A 15,921-nucleotide genomic window follows, 5' to 3' on the forward strand; every position below is an offset into this window, starting at 1 on the left:
CAGTCTATTCGACGGTCGACGAAGGACCTGCAGGCTCCTTGGGGTGCCGCTGGAGGGTAACACGGACCAGCGCAAGAAGCTCCTCGTCGGGCAGTCCCGCCTTGGTTCCGGCCAGGATGAGACGCTCGACGGCGGCATTCAGTTCCGCTGCAGCGGCTCCTGTTCCGGCCCCACCGGAGCCGGGCACGCCGGTGCCCGCGGCACTGTTCGCCGGCAGCCCTACGACGACGGTGCCGTTGCGGCGCCGGGTTTCGATCAGCCCGGCCTGTTCAAGCTCCTTGTACGCGCGGGCAACGGTCCCGGCGGCAAGCCCCAGGTCCGCGGCCAGGCTGCGGACGGCCGGCAGCCGCGTCCCCGCCGTGAGGCCGCCGGCGGCGATCAGCGCGCTGATCTGCAGCCGGATCTGTTCGTACGGGGGAGTGGCGGAGCCGAGGTCGACTGAAATGCCCTCGGTCATCGCGCAGGTTCCACCGGTGCGTGCCGTGCCGCCTGTGCGCTCCTCGGGCCGAAAGCGGTCACGCGGATCAGGGACAGCACCGCGGCGGCCGCCAGTAGCACATACCCGGTGGCGGCCGCGGCCCCTTCCCACGCTTCCGCCGGAACCGTCTGCATGCCCAGCAGCGCACCCAATGCGCGGCTTCCCGATATCAGCAGCCCGCCCGCCTGTGCCAGCAGGAACGCGGCCAGAGTCCGCACGATCCTGTTCAGCGTGACGGCGCGGAGCGCTGCATCCAGTCCGTCATCCGAGGTGACGATGCCGCGGCGCCGGCGCACGGCAAGGGTAGCGGGAACAGCGGTGATGGCGACGGCGGCAGCGGCCACCGCCGTCGTAATCCAGCCAGGTGCCACCGGCGTTCCGGACCGGAGGGCTGCTTCTCCGACGGCGGTCATCACCATCACTACGGCCAGGACCAGCGTGCCAATAATGGCGGCGGTGAGGAGGCCTGGAGCCACCGGCTGGACGGGCCAGCGGCGGACCGCCGAGGTATCGCCGTAATTCCGTGCGAGGAGCAGTTCGCCGGCCAGGATGGCCAGCAGGACGCAGACGGCCATGACAGCCGAGACCACGGTGGCGCGGGCCGGATTGGTCGTGCCCAGAAAGAACAGGACCGCCACCCCCGGCGCCACCGCGGCCAGTGCCAGGAGAGCGCCGAGGGACACAGAGAGCGCCGCGCCAGGGTGCTTCTCGCCGCGAAGGTTCCGGACGTTTTTCTGGCCCGAAGGCGAAGCGCGGCGGACCCGGGTTTTGCGGTTTGGGACGCCGGCCAGCCGGGGCGGCTGCCACAGCCACATCACGAACAGCACCACGATGGCCACCAATCCGACAGGGTTGATCCACTCGGTGGCAACCGCGGGATCCGGCCGGGCAGCATAGTTGGCAGCAATGGAAGCAAGCCCGGCGGCGACAGTCGAGACCGTCCGCAGCAGACGGTTCATCGCCATCGTGCGGAGGAGGACGTTGTCGCCGGCATCCAGTGCTTCGAGCTGCCGGCGGCGGGAAATCAGCCACAGCACCAGCAGGGTTCCGGCAGCCAGCAGCAGGAGGGCGGCGGCAAGGCAGACCGCCAGTTCGGTGCCGGCAATCCGTCCGTCGCCGCCCACCAGGGGGCCGGCTTCCCCGTAGGGCGGAGAGGTGTAGGGCAACGCACGGTACGCCGGCTGCATGGCCGCCCAGGCGATGGCTGCGGCGGAGGTGGCGAAAATGCCGAGCGTGGTCCACGCGAGTTTCCGCGGAAGGAAGTCCCTGACCCGCCGGACGGCCAGGGTTGCGAGCCGCCGCGAACTGCGGGGTCCCGGGTAGCTGAGCTGGCCCAGCGCGTGGACGCCGAGGCAGCCGGCTATCGGCCAGGCCAGAGCCCCCAGGATGTCGCCAGGCTGCTGCAGCGACGGCGTCTGTGGATTGAGGGGAATGATGCCGGCGTTCGCCGCCCCCTGCAGCGTGCTTGCCAGCCAGCCGATGACGCCGACCCAGAGCGCATGGTCTGAAACTGACTTGGGCGAATTGCCGCCGCCAGGCGCCCAGACAACCCAGCGCAGTAGTCCGTAAATGCCTACTGCGGCCAGCAGCGGCCCCAGCAGCGCCATGGCTGGCAGCTCAAACTGTAGTTGCAACAGATCCCCCAATGATCCCCAAAGCGCCTGATCCGCAGCGCCATCTTTGTACCAAGTATTTGATACAAAGATGGCCGGGGTCAATGCAGGGGTTGTGGGGGACCTAGTCGTCGAAGGGCTTGAACTGCTCCACGGAAACGATCCTGCTCTTGCTGCCGTGCGCCACGTGGCAGATGATCATTTCCCCCGGCGCGAGGTACGGGTCCGCCGTCGGCAGCAGGCCCTTGAGCCGCGGGGTCATGTAGCCAGCCAGCTGGCCCAGCACCGTGGGGAGGGCCGGCCGGTGGGTGCACAGGACCACCGCCCGCTGCTTGTCGAACAAGGCGTCGACGACGGCAGCCGTCTTTTTCGGGTTCCGGGCATGCCGGTGCTCCGTCAGGGCATCCACCAGTTTCACCTTGGCGTCCGAGGACTTGACGTACGGAGCGATGGTGGCCACACAGCGCAGCCACGGGCTGCTGACCACGCGCAGCGGCTGCCACGCCTTCAGCAGCCGGTGCACCGCCTGTGCCTGGCGGATGCCGGTGGCGGCCAGGGGCCGCTCGCCCTCCGCTTTGGTCCACGACGAGCGCGGTTTGGCCTTGGCATGGCGAACGACGACGAGCGGCCAGGTCTGGAGTTCCCTGCGGGCATGCGCCGCGGCCAGGTATTCCAGTGGTGCACGGTCCGAGGGGTTGGACAGCAGCTCGGCGGCGCGTTCCGGGGTGCACCACATGACGCTGTCCACTTCCTTGCCGTCGGGGCGAAGGGAGTTGCCGGTGACCTCAACGGCCCAGTAGTGCACAACCTTCAGCCCGGCGGCAACGTGGTAGTGGATGGGCGGGAGCGGGATGCCCAGCGGCGCCACGAGCCCGATCTCCTCGTCCACCTCACGGACGGCGCACTCGGGCACCGTCTCTCCCGGGTCGAGCTTGCCCTTGGGCCAGGACCAGTCGTCGTACCGGGGCCGGTGGATCAGGAGGACTTCCAGCTGGTCCTTCTTGACACGCCAAGGAAGGGCGCCGGCGGCCGTAACGGCTACCGGCTCGCCCGGGTGATCGGTCTGATCCGCTATGGGTGAGTCGCTGCTCTTCAAAGGCCGGGTTCCTACCGCCGGGCGACGGCGCGCTGGCGGGAACGTGATGCCAGGAGCCAGGACTGGACGTCGTCAAGCTTGCTGCCGTCGTCGCCGATGTGGTGGCGGGTCCACTCGCCGTCGCTGTCCAGGTGCCAGCTGGACGTCTCCGGGTCCATGTACCGGCGCATCAGGTCCAGCACATAGGCGGTGTCCTCGCCGCCGGACAGCTGCACCAGCGCCTCCACCCGGCGGTCCAGGTTGCGGTGCATCATGTCCGCGGAGCCGATGTACACCACGGGGTCGCCGCCGTTGCCGAAGGCGAACACGCGCGAGTGCTCCAGGAAGCGGCCCAGGACGGAGCGGACCGTGATGTTCTCGCTGAGGCCGGGAATGCCGGGGCGCAGCGAGCAGATGCCGCGGACAATGACGTCCACCTGCACGCCGGCCTGCGAAGCGCGGTACAGGGAATCGATGATCGCCTCATCCACCATGGAGTTGACCTTGATCTGCACCCGCGCCGGAATGCCTGCCCGGGCGTTGCGGATCTCGCCTTCGATCCTGTCGATCAGGCCCGAACGCACGGAGCGCGGCGCCACCAGGAGCCGCTTGAAGGTCGACTTGGGGGCGTACCCGGACAGCTGGTTGAACAGCTTGGTGAGGTCCTCGCCCACCTGCTCGTTGGCCGTCAGAAGGCCCAGGTCCTCGTAGTAGCGTGCCGTGCGCGGGTGGTAGTTGCCGGTTCCGATGTGGCAGTAGCGGCGCAGCCCGTCCACCTCCTGGCGGACCACGAGCGAGAGCTTGCAGTGGGTCTTCAGGCCCACGATGCCGTAGACCACGTGGACGCCGGCCTGCTCCAGCTTGCGGGCCCAGGAGATGTTGGCCTGCTCGTCGAAGCGGGCCTTGATCTCCACGAGGGCCAGCACCTGCTTGCCGGCCTCGGCGGCGTCGATCAGGGCGTCGACGATGGGGGAGTCGCCCGAGGTACGGTACAGGGTCTGCTTGATGGCCTGCACCTTGGGATCCGCGGCCGCCTGTTCCAGGAACGCCTGGACGGACGTGGAGAACGAATCGTACGGGTGGTGCAGCAGGATGTCGCGGCGGCGCATGGCGGCGAACACGTTCGCCGCCTTGGACGTCTCGGACTCGTTCAGGTACCGGGACGTGTGGGGCACGTGCTTGGGGTAGTGCAGGTCCGCGCGGTCGATGCCGCCGATCACGGACAGGCCGCGCAGGTCCAGGGGAGCCGGTACGGAGTATACCTCCGACTCGTCCACGCCGAGCTCGCGGATCAGCAGGGCACGGATGTTCGGGTTGATGTCGTTGGTGACCTCCAGCCGGACGGGCGGGCCGAACCGGCGGCGCAGCAGTTCCTTCTCAAGCGCCTGCAGGAGGTTCTCGGCGTCGTCCTCCTCCACCTCGACGTCCTCATTGCGGGTGACGCGGAAGGTGTGGTGCTCCAGGACCTCCATGCCGGCGAACAGCTGGTCCAGGTGGACGGCGATGACTTCCTCGAGGGCGATGAAGCGTGCCACGCGCCCGGGCACCGAGCCGGCGCGCGGGCCGTCGATGGAGATCAGGCGGGGCAGCTGGTCCGGCACCTTGACACGTGCGAAGAGCTCCTTGTCGCTGACCGGGTTCCGCACCACCACGGCAAGGTTCAGCGAAAGGCCCGAGATGTAGGGGAAGGGGTGGGCGGGGTCCACGGCCAGCGGGGTGAGGATGGGGAAGACCTTCTCTGCGAACATGGCGCTGAGCCGGTGCCGGGCCTCGTCGTCGAGCTCGTCCCAGTGCATGAGGTGGATGTGCTCGTAGGCCAGGGCCGGCCGGATCTGCTCGGCGTAAACCTGGGCGTGCCGCTGCTGCAGGCGGTGGGCCGCCTCGCCGATCTGTTCCAGGACCTGGACGGGGCTCAGGCCGGCGGGGGAGGGGACGGCGAGCCCGGTGGCGATGCGGCGCTTCAGGCCGGCCACGCGGACCATGAAGAATTCGTCGAGGTTGGAGGCGAAGATGGACAGGAAGTTGACGCGCTCCAGCAGGTACAGGTCCGGGTCTTCGGCCAGTTCGAGGACGCGGGCGTTGAACGCGAGCCAGCTCAGCTCGCGGTCCAGGAACCGGTCCGGGCTGATCTCACCTTCAGGTTCCAGGATGGCGGCGAACTCGGGGATGTCGATCCGGTCCTGCGTGGCGCGGGACGCCGGCACTTCGGAGGAGCCGAACCGGGCGCGCACAGGGGCCGCCTTGATTTCGGTGGTGGCTGATCCGGCGGATTCCGGTTGCATGCGCTCTCCTTGAGTACTGGCGGGTTTAGTTTCAACCTTACAAGCATTAACCCGTCCGGGGCCCGAAGATTTCGCGGCCGCCGGGACGCGCGCAAGAGGGGGTGATCAGCGTCCCTCGAGCGGCCCGTACATGACGTCCATGTCCCAGCGCGTGAAGCCCAGCCGCCGGTACAGCGAGACGGCCGGGGTGTTGTCCGCATCGGTGTACAGCATGACGGCGTGCAACCCCTGCTGCTGGAGGTGCCGGATCCCGGCGATGGTCAGTGCCTTGCCCAGGCCAATGCCCTGCGCGGCCGGCGTAACGCCCACCACGTACACCTCGCCGATCGCGGGGTGAGTTCCGTGCTGCGGATGCACCTTGGTCCAGTGGTAGCCGAGCAGCCGCCCGTCCCGGTCCTCGGCCAGCAGGAAGCCCGCGGGGTCGAACCAGGCCTCGTCCATCCGGGCCTGCAGGTCGGCCCTGGTGAGGGAACCTTGCTCCGGGTGGTGCGCAAAAGCCTGACGGTTGGCCGCAAGCCAGGCCTCCTCGTCCTGGCCCGGCACAAAGGCGCGAATCGAGACCCCGTCCGGAAGGCCGGCGTCGGGCAGGTCAGAGGCGGCGGTGGTGAGCCGCATCTTCCACAGCTCCCGGATCGGTCCGTAGCCGTACCGGGCTGCCAGGTCCGCCGCTGCCTCGTGGTTGCCGTGCGACCAGGCCTTGAGCCCGTCCAGGCCGCGGGAGGACTTGAGCGTGCCCACGAGCCGGTCCGCCACGCCCTGGTTCCGGTAACTGGGGTGCACCGCGATTTCCACCACGCCTGTCCCGTCCGGGTCCTCGACAATGACGGCGAATCCGGCCAGATCCTGCGCTGTGGCGGGATCCGACTGCTCGTCGGGGGCGTAGAGGGCCAGGGTCAGCAGCGTGTGCGGGCCGGTGTCCGCGGCGCGCATGGTCACGAGGGTCTGTTCGGAAATGGGGGGATTGCCGTCCGATTCCTCGGCGGCGGCCAGCAGGGCACGGACATCCCGCAGCAGCTCGTCATCCACACTGCCCTTGATGACAAGGACGGGCCATTTTTCCGGGTGTGCTGGACTCATGCTGTAAGGCTATACGGACGCCGCCCGGGCATGCCCGATTTGGAACAGGCCGTGGCGCCCCGTATAGTCGTTACCTCAACCGGCAATCATGCAGGTTGTGAGGGGGATCCACCACTGGGGTGGCCTCGATACGTTCGACCCGTATGTCCTCCACTTATCAGTAAGAATGCAGAACGGCCCGGCTCTGGTGAGCCGGGCCGTTCTGCATTCTGGATACTGGGCTCCGGGGCCTACGCCTCGGTGAGTTCGTCCTCCTGCTGGCGCATCAGCGTGAGGCGGTAGCCCACGTTGCGCACCGTGCTGATGAGGTTCTCGTGGTCGGCGCCCAGCTTGGCGCGCAGCCGCCGCACGTGGACGTCTACGGTCCGGGTGCCGCCGTAGTAGTCGTAGCCCCACACCTCGGTGAGGAGCTGCTGCCGGGTGAAGACCCGGCCCGGGTGCTGCGCAAGGTACTTCAGGAGTTCGAATTCCTTGAAGGTCAGGTTCAGTGCCGCGCCGTTGACGCGCGCCGTATAGCTTGCCTCGTCAATTACGACGCCGGCGGCCCGGATCTCGGAGGGAGTCTCCTCCTGCTCCGGTACAGCCCGGGCGACACAGAGGCGGATCCGCGCCTCCACTTCGGCGGGGCCCGCCGAGTCGAGCACGATGTCATCGACTGCCCAGGCAGAGGAGACGGCCGCCATGCCGCCTTCGGTGAGGATCAGCACCAGCGGTGCGCTGAGGCCGGTGGCCTTCAGGAGCTGGGTCAGGGAGCGGGCGCCCACAAGGTCTTTGCGCGCATCCAAAAGGACGATGTCGCAGGGGTCCGTCTCGAGCAGCGCGGTGGGCTCCGCGGGCAGGATGTGCACCCGGTGGTTCAGGAGTTCCAAGGCAGGCAAAATGTCCACCGATGACCCGGTGCTGTTGGTCAGTAACAGGATGTGCGACATTATTCCTCCAAGGGGCTGTCCGCGCATCGTCGGGCGACTGAGCTGATGTCTGAGTATACCCAACGGCCCCCGGACGGACACTGATGGGCCGCACCCGCGTGCCTTGTTTACGACATATGGCGTTCACATAGGGCAGGATTGAAACCGTCAGGGGGCCGAGCCCTGCCCGTCAACGGCACAGCCAGGATGAGGTCGCAGCAGATTTGAGTGCAGAGTCCGAGATGAGTACGCCACGGCCTGCCCCCGGGGTGAGCGATCCTGCCGCTGCCGGCCGGACGCTCAAGTCATGGAGCATCGGAATTATTGGCCTGGCGGGCCTTGCCGCGCTTGTGGCCAGCGTCTTCCGGACCCCGGATGTCCTCCTCGCCGTGGCCGTGCTTTTTGCCCTGGGGATCGGTGTCGGCTGGCCGCACTACCTGGATATCCCGGCCAAGAAAACCCTCGCCGCCGTGATCGGGCTGTCAGGCGCCGGATCAGCCATTGCGGCCACTTTCGCCGCCGCCCCCGGCTACCTCAACTGGACGCCCGGCTTCATCGCCCTGGGCGTCACCGCCGTTTTCCTTGTCCAGCTGGTGCGCGGCACCGGCCAGGCGCAGCGCCTTGAGTCGACGCTCGGCTGCAGCGTGGGCGTCCTGCTGTCCTGCCTGGGCTCCGGCTGGATCGCCGGCGCCAGGTTCAACGGTGTTAAGGAGATGGTGCTGGTGGCGGGCATCAGCGCCGCCGTCGCACTTCTCGCCGGCCTCATCCGCTGGCCCGACCGGATCATTGCGCCCCTGGGCATCACCCTGGCCGGGCTGGCCGGGCCGCTGGCCGGGCTGGTGTTCTCCGACATCGCAGTGCTGCCCGCCGCCGTGTTCGGCGTGGTGGTCGGGGCCGTCCTGGTCAGCTTCCGCCGGCTGGTCACCCTCCGGGGTGCTCCGCTGAACTTTCCCGCCGCCCTGGGCATGGGTCTGGCACCGATTGCGGCGGTCGGTTCGCTCGCCTACTTCATAGACAAACTACTCATCTCCTGACGGGTTAGGATGGCATCATGTCCGTACTTGCATTTGAAATCTTCTTCCTTGTCCTGCTCGGCGTTGCCAGCCTTTCCATGGCCTGGTTTGCCGGTTTTGTTGTGTACCGGCTGTTCAAAGGACAGCGGTAAATCCCTGCTTAGCGGTTTCGAGAGGTAGCGGCTGTGCCTATTGAAATTCCTACGGACCTGACCCCCGAACTGGTTCCCCTCTCCTGGCTCATTGGTGAGTGGGAGGGGCGCGGCCGGCTCGGGGCCGGTGATGAAGGTTCAGAGCACTTCCTGCAGCATGTCTCCTTCACCCACAACGGTCTGCCGTATCTGCAGTACCGTGCGGAAAGTTGGCTGACCGACGAGGACGGCACCAAGCTCCGGCCGCTCACTGTTGAGACCGGTTTTTGGGCCCTGGAGCGCAAGCAGCTGGAGGCCGACAGCGGCCCCGGCCTGGTTCCCGGGGACATCGTGCCCGTGCTGAAAAGCGCCGACGAGGTGGAGGCCCTCCGCAACAAGGACGGCGGCTTCGACATCTCGGTCTCCATCAGCCACCCCGGCGGCATCTCGGAGCTCTACTACGGGCAGATCAAGGGCCCGCAGATCCAGCTCAGCACCGACATGGTGATGCGCGGCAGCCACTCGAAGGAATACAGCGCCGCCACCCGGATCTTCGGGCTGGTCGAGGGCAACCTGCTCTGGCGCTGGGACGTGGCCACCGGCCGGCCGTCGGCAACCGCCGGGGCTGCCCAACCGGCCGCCGAACCTGTCGAGGCGGGCAACGGCCTCGAGGCGCACGCCTCGGCGTTCCTTAAAAAGGTCTCCTGACCGCGGCACCCCTGCTTCCGTACCCTGGCGTCCGCGGGCACTGTAAACCTGCTCCGTTCACCTGCACTGTTCGCCGGCGCTCCCTTGGGCTACCTTGGCCTCAGGTCCCACAACCTGATTCCGCAGCAACCCGATGGAGTGTCCGATGGATGAGTCCCAGCCTCCGGCTGACTACAGCGACCTCAAAGCCGTCTACTTTAATGGCACGCTGAAGCGGTCGCCGGAAAAGAGCAACACCGAGGGCCTGATCACCGTGAGCCGGCTGATTATGGAGAAGCAGGGCGTGGCCACCCGGGTCATCCGCACTGTCGACCACGACATCGCCAGCGGCGTCTACCCGGACATGCGTGAGCATGGCTGGGCAACCGATGAATGGCCCGGGCTGTATCCGGCCGTGAAGGAAGCGGACATCGTGGTGGTGGCCGGACCCATCTGGCTGGGCGACAACTCCTCGCAGACCAAGAAGCTCATCGAGCGGCTCTACGCCCACTCCGGCCAGCTCAACGAGAAGGGCCAGTGGGCCTTCTACCCGAAGGTCGGGGGCTGCCTGATCACCGGCAACGAGGACGGCATCAAGCACTGCTCCATGAACGTCCTCTACAGCCTGCAGCACATCGGCTTCACCATCCCGCCACAGGCCGATGCCGGCTGGATCGGCCCCGTCGGGCCGGGGCCCAGCTACCTGGATGAGGGATCGGGCGGCCCGGAGAGCGACTTCACGAACCGGAACACCACCTTCATGACGTGGAACCTCCTGCACCTGGCCCGGACGCTCAAGGACGCCGGCGGAATTCCCGCCTACGGCAACCTTCCGGAAGAATGGAAGGCCGGAACCAAATTCGGTTTCGAAAACCCGGAATACCGCTAGGTGGCCGGAATACCCTCCCAGCCAAGGACGTTCCCCTTCATATGACTACCAAGAGCCCTCTGTTGTCGCGCCCTGGCGCCGTTGAAGCGGGCGGCGCCGACGCCGGCGTCGCGTCCCACTACGGCGAGCCCCTGCGGGAGCAGCGCGCCCTGGCGGCCGGAACCGCCGTCGTCGATCTTTCCCACCGCGGTGTGGTGACGGTCACCGGACCGGACCGCCTTAGCTGGCTTAATACGCTCTCCTCCCAGCAGGTCACCAACTTGCAGCCCGGTGAATCCAGTGAGCTGCTGCTCCTGAGTATCCAGGGCCGCATCGAGTTCGATGCGCGCGTGGTGGACGACGGCGGGACCACCTGGCTGATCGTCGAGGCCGCCGAAGCGGGACCCCTGGCTGAGTGGCTGACCAAGATGAAGTTCACGCTCCGCGTCGAGGTGGCGGACGTATCGGCCGACTGGGCAGTGGTGGGATCCACCAAAGCCGTGCCCGAATGGTCCGGCCTGCTGGTGTGGCAGGACCCCTGGCCGCACGTCGGGGCGGGCGGCTACTCGTACGCCGTGGTCCCGGAAGACACCCACCCCGGCGCCGAACGGCCGTGGTTCGAATACCTCGTGCCCGCCGCCGAACTCGAGCAGACGGTGGGGGACCGCAAGCTCGCCGGCGTTCTCTCCGCCGAAGCCCTGCGAGTGGCCGCCTGGCGTCCGCGGCTCGGGGCCGAAACGGACGACAAGACCATTCCGCACGAACTGGACCTGCTCCGCACCGCCGTGCACCTGGCCAAGGGCTGCTACAAAGGCCAGGAGACGATCGCCCGCGTCCACAACCTTGGCCACCCGCCTCGGCGCCTCGTGTTCCTGCAGCTCGACGGCTCCCAGCACACTATGCCCGCCCCCGGCAGCGAAGTCCGGGTGGGGGAGCGCAAGGTGGGCACCGTGACGTCCGTGGCACAGCACTACGAGATGGGCCCCATCGCGCTGGCAGTCATCAAGCGTTCGGTCGCCCCGGATGAAATACTGACGGTAATGGACGGGGACGAACCGTACACAGCCGCGCAGGAAGTGATCGTGGCGCCCGACGCCGGACAGGTCGTCGGAAGGCAGACAGGATTCCTGAGGGGGACCCACAGATGACAGACTCCACCGCGCCCGACGCCCAGGCTTCTCAGCCCGCTTCGCAGGGCCCCGCTTCGCAAGGCCCCGATGAGGAAACCCTCGCGCTGGCGCACACCCTCTTCGACGCCGCCCGCAACGGCGACACCGAGCTGCTGCGCAGCTACCTGAACGCGGGCGCCCCGGCCACGATGACCAACTACGCGGGCGACTCGCTGCTCATGCTCGCCGCCTACCACGGCCACGCCGAGACGGTGCAGCTCATCCTGCACCACGGCGGCGACGCCAACGCTGCCAACGACCGCGGACAGACCCCGCTGGCCGGCGCAGTGTTCAAGGGTTACGCGGACGTGGCCAGGGCACTGATTGACGCGGGAGCGGATCCCGACGCCGGTTCCCCGTCGGCGCGTGACGCCGCCCGGATGTTCGCCCGCGACGACATCCTGGAACTGCTGGGCTGAGCTTTTGGAGAACGTCACCAGGCCGTGGCCTGCACTCTGGTCCCTCGTCATCGGGTTCTTCATGATCCTGATCGATACCACCATCGTTTCGGTGGCCAACCCGCGCATCATGGAGGGGCTGGATACGGACATCAACGCCGTCATCTGGGTCACCAGCGCCTACCTGCTGGCGTATGCGGTGCCGCTGCTGATCACCGGCAGGCTCGGCGACAGGTTCGGTCCCAAACGGCTTTACCTGTCCGGCCTCGTAGTCTTCACCCTCGCGTCGCTATGGTGCGGGCTGTCCGGAACCGTCGGAATGCTCATCGCCGCCCGCGTCCTGCAGGGCCTCGGCGCGGCGCTGATGGCCCCGCAGACCATGGCCGTGATCACCCGGATCTTCCCGCCGGACGGGCGGGGCGCTGCGATGGGCCTGTGGGGCGCCACCGCCGGTGTGGCCACGCTGGTCGGCCCGATCCTGGGCGGCGTGCTCGTGGACGGGCTTGGCTGGGAGTGGATCTTCTTCATCAACGTGCCCGTCGGGATCGTGGGCTTCATCCTTGCCTGGCGCTTCGTTCCGTCCCTCACCACCCACCCGCACCGGTTCGACATCCCCGGCGTGGTGCTTAGCGCCGTCGGGCTTTTCCTTCTTGTCTTTGGCATCCAGGAGGGCGAGACGTACAACTGGGGCACCATCACCGGGCCGGTCACGGTGTGGGGACTGATCATCAGTGGGATAGTGGTGCTGGCGCTGTTTGTCGGCTGGCAGGCGGCCAACAAGGGCGAGCCGCTGCTGCCGCTGGGTCTCTTCCGTGACCGCAACTTCTCGCTGGCGAACATCGGAATCACCACGGTGGGCTTCACTGTCACCGCCTTCGGGCTCCCGCTCATCTTCTACTACCAGATCGTGCGGGACATGACCCCCACGCAGTCGGCCCTGATGATGGCACCCATGGCGCTGATTTCCGGCGGACTGGCCCCCCTGGTGGGCAAGATCATCGACCGGGTGAACCCCAAATACATCACGTCAACGGGCCTGCTCCTCATGGCCGTGGCACTGTTCTGGAACTCGGCGCTCATGCATCCGGACACCCCGGTGTGGCTGTTCCTGCTGCCCAGCGCGGTGCTCGGCTTCGCGAATGCCGGCATCTGGGCGCCGCTGAGCTCCACCGCCACCCGCAACCTGCCCATGCGGCAGGCGGGCGCCGGCGCCGGCGTTTACAACACGACGCGGCAGATCGGGGCTGTCCTCGGCAGTGCGGCCATCGCCGTGCTCATGCAGGCCCGGCTCGCCGCGGAACTTCCGGCGGCACCCGGCGGGACGCCGGGTGGTGGCGGTGAGGCCGGCGGCTTCGGCGGCCAGCTGCCTCCCGCGCTCCATGACGGCTTCGCGACGGCGATGGGCCAGTCGATCATGCTGCCGGCGGCTGTGATCGTGCTCGGCGCCGCGGTGGCCCTGTTCTTTGCCAAGCCCAAGGCCGTCCAGGGCTGGGGCGGGCAGCGGCCCGCTGCCGGCCAGGACGCGGAGGCGACGACGCGCTAGCGCGTTTGGGGGCAGGGCGGCACGGCTAGCGCCGGCAGCCAGCTGCTAGCCGAGCAGCACGCTGGTCTGGATGCCGCCGGTGGAAAAGCCCAGGCTGCGTGCCGTGGCCAGCGAGCCCTTGTTGCTGACGTCGGTGCGCCACTGCAGTGTCAGCCCCGAGGCCAAGGCTTCGTGGGCGGCCACCGAGGCCGCGAGCGAGCCCAGACCGCGGCGGCGCCACTCGGGTGCCACCAGGACGCCCATGTGGGCCAGGATGCCTTCCCATTCGGAGTAGGCGCCGCATGCCACCGGCACCCGCTGCCCCTCGTCGTCGTGAATGATGGTGTAGCGGTTCTCGAGGTCGGACAGGCCCACCTCGTTCACGTCGTCGGGCGGGCACAGGCCCTCGAGCTCAATGGCTTCAGGGTTGCCGTGCGATACGGTCAGTTCCTCCGCGGGCTGGAGCAGCGGCAGGTCGTCGGCGAAGAAGAGTGCGGCCGAGCCCTGGCCATGGCCTCCGTGCCGGCGCGTGATGGTCAGCAGGGTGACGTGCTGGGCCATCTCCTCATCGGAAATGCCGGCCGCGGCGTCCAATGCCCACTGCGGACCCACCAGGGCCGAGCTGCCGAACAGCCGGACGAACTCGACCGAGCGCGCGGCGTCGTCAACCCTGGTGATCCGCTCGCCGGTTTCCAGCGCGCTGGCGAAAGCACCGTCGTCGAGCCCCAAGCGGCGCGCCCAGGCAAGCTGGATGATGGCGGCTGATCCGGGGTCAAGACTCATGATCCCAGCCTACCGATCCTGCCGTCCGGCGGGCGCGAACGTACAGTTGTGGCCCCTGACTCCGCAGAATCAGGGGCCACAACTGTACGTTCGCGCTGATGAAAGCCGAGTGGCTCAGCCGAAGAGGACCGCGGCCTCGTCGTAGCGGTGCTGCGGGACGGTCTTGAGCTTGCCGAGGGCGGCTTCGAAGCCCACGTGGTCAATGTCGGTGCCGCTCAGGGACACCATGGTGCCCCAGCGGCCCTCCACCACGGAGTCAATGGCGGCCATGCCCAAGCGGGTGGCCAGCACGCGGTCGAAGGCGGACGGGACGCCGCCGCGCTGGATGTGGCCCAGGATGGTGGCGCGGGTCTCGATGCCGGTCCGGGCTTCGATTTCCGGAGCCAGCTGATCGGCAATCCCGCCCAGCCGCGGCCTGCCGAAGGTGTCCAGTCCGCGTTCGGAGTGCGGGCTTTCCATGTGCTCCGGAACGAACCCTTCGGCCACCACCACCAGCGGTGCACGGCCACGGGCGTGGGCCTCGGTCACCCATTTGGTGATCTGCTCGATGCTGACTTTCTGCTCCGGGATCAGGATGGCGTGGGCGCCGGAGGCCATCCCGGCGTGCAGTGCGATCCAGCCGACGTGGCGGCCCATGACTTCGGCGATCATGCAGCGGTGGTGGGATTCACCGGTGGTCCGCAGCCGGTCGATGGCCTCGGTGGCAATCTGCACGGCGGTGTCGAAGCCGAACGTGTAGTCCGTGGCGTCGAGGTCGTTGTCGACGGTCTTGGGGACGCCGACGATCTTCAGGCCCGCGTCGGTGAGGCGCTTGGCAGCCGCGAGGGTTCCTTCGCCGCCGATGGCGATGATGGCGTCGATGCCCAGCCGGTCCATGTGGGCTTTGATGACGTCCGGTCCGCCGCCGTTCTCGAACGGGTTGGTGCGGGATGTTCCGAGGATGGTGCCGCCCTGCTTGGCAATACCGCGGACAAGGGTTCGGGGGATGGGGATGATGTCACCCTCCACCACGCCGCGCCAACCGTCGAGGAATCCCACGAATTCGTGGCCGTGGATGGCAATGCCTTTGAGGACGGCGCCGCGGATGACGGCGTTCAGTCCGGGGCAGTCGCCGCCGCTGGTGAGGATTCCGATTTTCATTTTCTTGGCTCAAATCCTGGTTCGAAGGTTTTTACGGGCAGAGCGCCACGCTGAGCTCAATTAGAGATTCTAGTGGGGAGTGTGGGGTAGGACACAAACGATTACACCCCCGAGGAGTCCCGGTGCTGGCTCCGGACGCCCGGGCCGGCATGGCCCGGGACAGCACAGTGCCCCCGTTCCGGCAAGAACGGGGGCACTGAATGAATGGACGACGGCGGTTGCCCGCCACGGGCTCTACCGGCCCGTGCCGCGCTTCTCGAGGAAGGATTCAAGGGCGATCGAGTTGTTCTGGTCCGGCAGGATCAGCCACGCCGCGAGGTAGAACACGACGGCCGGGCCCGGCAGCAGGCAGAAGAGGAGGAACGCGATCCGGACGAATGCCACGTCCACGTTCAGCTTCCCGGCGATTCCGCCGCATACGCCGCCCAGCCACCGCTGCGGTCCGCGCTTCAGGCCAAGGCCCCTGACAATGCTGAAGAACTTTTCCATGGTTCAAGACTTCCCGTTTGTTGTGCTGTTGTCACGTTTCCGCGCTGAGAGGAGCCCGCCGATCACCAGTGCGGCCCCGGCTCCGATCATCAGGCCGATCAGCACATACGTCCCGTTCAGGACCACAATCCCCAGCTGGGAGATGACGATCAGGACGGCCAGGGCGAGGACCACCAGGCCCCAGACGATGGTGCCTACCCGGGCCGGCGCCTCGGCGGGTTCGTCCGTGCCCGGGGTGGACGGTTTGGGTACCGGGTTTGTTTCCGGCGAGGGATCAAAACTGCTCAT

16 protein-coding genes are annotated in these 15,921 nt (G+C 67.6%); 6 read left to right on the top strand and 10 right to left on the bottom strand.

The annotated features are described in order from the left end of the window. Positions 1–4 precede the first annotated feature (4 nt). From R5O87_RS20300 to R5O87_RS20325, 6 genes are all read right to left on the bottom strand, one after another. Positions 5–457, bottom strand: a complete 453-nt coding sequence (locus tag R5O87_RS20300) for a GntR family transcriptional regulator (protein ID WP_410554844.1) — start codon at positions 455–457, stop codon at positions 5–7. Further along, the gene (locus tag R5O87_RS20305) at positions 454–2,112 is read right to left on the bottom strand and encodes a hypothetical protein (protein WP_410554843.1); all 1,659 of its coding nucleotides are present in this window, start codon (positions 2,110–2,112) and stop codon (positions 454–456) included. The genes R5O87_RS20300 and R5O87_RS20305 overlap by 4 nt, the downstream gene beginning before the upstream one ends. A gap of 103 nt (positions 2,113–2,215) precedes the next feature. Continuing rightward, positions 2,216–3,187 (bottom strand): NUDIX hydrolase, encoded by a 972-nt coding sequence (locus R5O87_RS20310; protein ID WP_410554842.1) that lies wholly within the window; start codon positions 3,185–3,187, stop codon positions 2,216–2,218. Positions 3,188–3,198: 11 nt separating this feature from the next. After that, the gene (locus R5O87_RS20315; RefSeq protein ID WP_410554841.1) at positions 3,199–5,448 is read right to left on the bottom strand and encodes an RNA degradosome polyphosphate kinase; all 2,250 of its coding nucleotides are present in this window, start codon (positions 5,446–5,448) and stop codon (positions 3,199–3,201) included. A gap of 105 nt (positions 5,449–5,553) precedes the next feature. Continuing rightward, positions 5,554–6,525 (bottom strand): mycothiol synthase, encoded by a 972-nt coding sequence (gene mshD, locus R5O87_RS20320; protein ID WP_410554840.1) that lies wholly within the window; start codon positions 6,523–6,525, stop codon positions 5,554–5,556. A gap of 230 nt (positions 6,526–6,755) precedes the next feature. Then, positions 6,756–7,454, bottom strand: coding sequence for a winged helix-turn-helix transcriptional regulator (locus tag R5O87_RS20325; RefSeq protein ID WP_410554839.1), 699 nt, complete (start codon positions 7,452–7,454; stop codon positions 6,756–6,758). A 221-nt stretch (positions 7,455–7,675) separates the two neighbouring features. Here R5O87_RS20325 and R5O87_RS20330 point away from each other — a divergent pair, with 221 nt between their 5' ends. The 6 genes from R5O87_RS20330 (at position 7,676) to R5O87_RS20355 (ending at position 13,242) form a co-directional block, all read left to right on the top strand. Next, on the top strand, positions 7,676–8,467 hold the full coding sequence (locus R5O87_RS20330; RefSeq protein WP_410554838.1) for a permease: 792 nt from the start codon (positions 7,676–7,678) through the stop codon (positions 8,465–8,467). A 164-nt stretch (positions 8,468–8,631) separates the two neighbouring features. After that, positions 8,632–9,285, top strand: coding sequence for a nitrobindin family protein (locus tag R5O87_RS20335; RefSeq protein ID WP_410554837.1), 654 nt, complete (start codon positions 8,632–8,634; stop codon positions 9,283–9,285). A 145-nt stretch (positions 9,286–9,430) separates the two neighbouring features. Beyond that, positions 9,431–10,153, top strand: a complete 723-nt coding sequence (locus tag R5O87_RS20340; RefSeq protein ID WP_410554836.1) for a flavodoxin family protein — start codon at positions 9,431–9,433, stop codon at positions 10,151–10,153. Between the two features lie 41 nt (positions 10,154–10,194). Then, the gene (gene ygfZ, locus R5O87_RS20345) at positions 10,195–11,280 is read left to right on the top strand and encodes a CAF17-like 4Fe-4S cluster assembly/insertion protein YgfZ (RefSeq protein ID WP_410554835.1); all 1,086 of its coding nucleotides are present in this window, start codon (positions 10,195–10,197) and stop codon (positions 11,278–11,280) included. Then, positions 11,277–11,720, top strand: a complete 444-nt coding sequence (locus R5O87_RS20350) for an ankyrin repeat domain-containing protein (protein ID WP_410554834.1) — start codon at positions 11,277–11,279, stop codon at positions 11,718–11,720. Before ygfZ ends, R5O87_RS20350 begins: the two co-directional genes overlap by 4 nt. 4 nt (positions 11,721–11,724) lie before the next feature. Next, positions 11,725–13,242, top strand: a complete 1,518-nt coding sequence (locus R5O87_RS20355; protein WP_410554833.1) for a DHA2 family efflux MFS transporter permease subunit — start codon at positions 11,725–11,727, stop codon at positions 13,240–13,242. 45 nt (positions 13,243–13,287) lie between these two features. Here the strand turns inward: R5O87_RS20355 and R5O87_RS20360 are convergent, their stop codons facing one another. From R5O87_RS20360 to R5O87_RS20375, 4 genes are all read right to left on the bottom strand, one after another. Then, positions 13,288–14,004: a GNAT family N-acetyltransferase gene (locus R5O87_RS20360; protein ID WP_410554832.1), complete on the bottom strand. Its 717-nt coding sequence runs from the start codon at positions 14,002–14,004 to the stop codon at positions 13,288–13,290. Between the two features lie 114 nt (positions 14,005–14,118). Next, the gene (locus R5O87_RS20365) at positions 14,119–15,144 is read right to left on the bottom strand and encodes a 6-phosphofructokinase (protein ID WP_387099047.1); all 1,026 of its coding nucleotides are present in this window, start codon (positions 15,142–15,144) and stop codon (positions 14,119–14,121) included. Positions 15,145–15,378: 234 nt separating this feature from the next. Continuing rightward, complete coding sequence (locus R5O87_RS20370) at positions 15,379–15,633, bottom strand: PspC domain-containing protein (RefSeq protein ID WP_410554831.1); 255 nt, start codon at positions 15,631–15,633, stop codon at positions 15,379–15,381. 3 nt (positions 15,634–15,636) lie between these two features. Next, positions 15,637–15,921, bottom strand: coding sequence for a hypothetical protein (locus R5O87_RS20375; RefSeq protein ID WP_410554830.1), 285 nt, complete (start codon positions 15,919–15,921; stop codon positions 15,637–15,639).

Source organism: Arthrobacter globiformis, from assembly GCF_046536215.2.
Classification (GTDB): Bacteria; Actinomycetota; Actinomycetes; order Actinomycetales; family Micrococcaceae; genus Arthrobacter; species Arthrobacter globiformis_E.

Excerpts from the sequence above, each read along its gene's own strand:
- R5O87_RS20300 (WP_410554844.1), bottom strand. The coding sequence starts at position 457 with ATGACCGAGGGCATTTCAGTCGACCTCGGCTCCGCCACTCCCCCGTAC.
- R5O87_RS20315 (WP_410554841.1), bottom strand. The coding sequence starts at position 5,448 with ATGCAACCGGAATCCGCCGGATCAGCCACCACCGAAATCAAGGCGGCC.
- mshD (WP_410554840.1), bottom strand. The coding sequence starts at position 6,525 with ATGAGTCCAGCACACCCGGAAAAATGGCCCGTCCTTGTCATCAAGGGC.
- R5O87_RS20325 (WP_410554839.1), bottom strand. The coding sequence starts at position 7,454 with ATGTCGCACATCCTGTTACTGACCAACAGCACCGGGTCATCGGTGGAC.
- R5O87_RS20330 (WP_410554838.1), top strand. The coding sequence starts at position 7,676 with ATGAGTACGCCACGGCCTGCCCCCGGGGTGAGCGATCCTGCCGCTGCC.
- R5O87_RS20340 (WP_410554836.1), top strand. The coding sequence starts at position 9,431 with ATGGATGAGTCCCAGCCTCCGGCTGACTACAGCGACCTCAAAGCCGTC.
- ygfZ (WP_410554835.1), top strand. The coding sequence starts at position 10,195 with ATGACTACCAAGAGCCCTCTGTTGTCGCGCCCTGGCGCCGTTGAAGCG.
- R5O87_RS20350 (WP_410554834.1), top strand. The coding sequence starts at position 11,277 with ATGACAGACTCCACCGCGCCCGACGCCCAGGCTTCTCAGCCCGCTTCG.
- R5O87_RS20360 (WP_410554832.1), bottom strand. The coding sequence starts at position 14,004 with ATGAGTCTTGACCCCGGATCAGCCGCCATCATCCAGCTTGCCTGGGCG.
- R5O87_RS20365 (WP_387099047.1), bottom strand. The coding sequence starts at position 15,144 with ATGAAAATCGGAATCCTCACCAGCGGCGGCGACTGCCCCGGACTGAAC.
- R5O87_RS20370 (WP_410554831.1), bottom strand. The coding sequence starts at position 15,633 with ATGGAAAAGTTCTTCAGCATTGTCAGGGGCCTTGGCCTGAAGCGCGGA.
- R5O87_RS20375 (WP_410554830.1), bottom strand. The coding sequence starts at position 15,921 with ATGAGCAGTTTTGATCCCTCGCCGGAAACAAACCCGGTACCCAAACCG.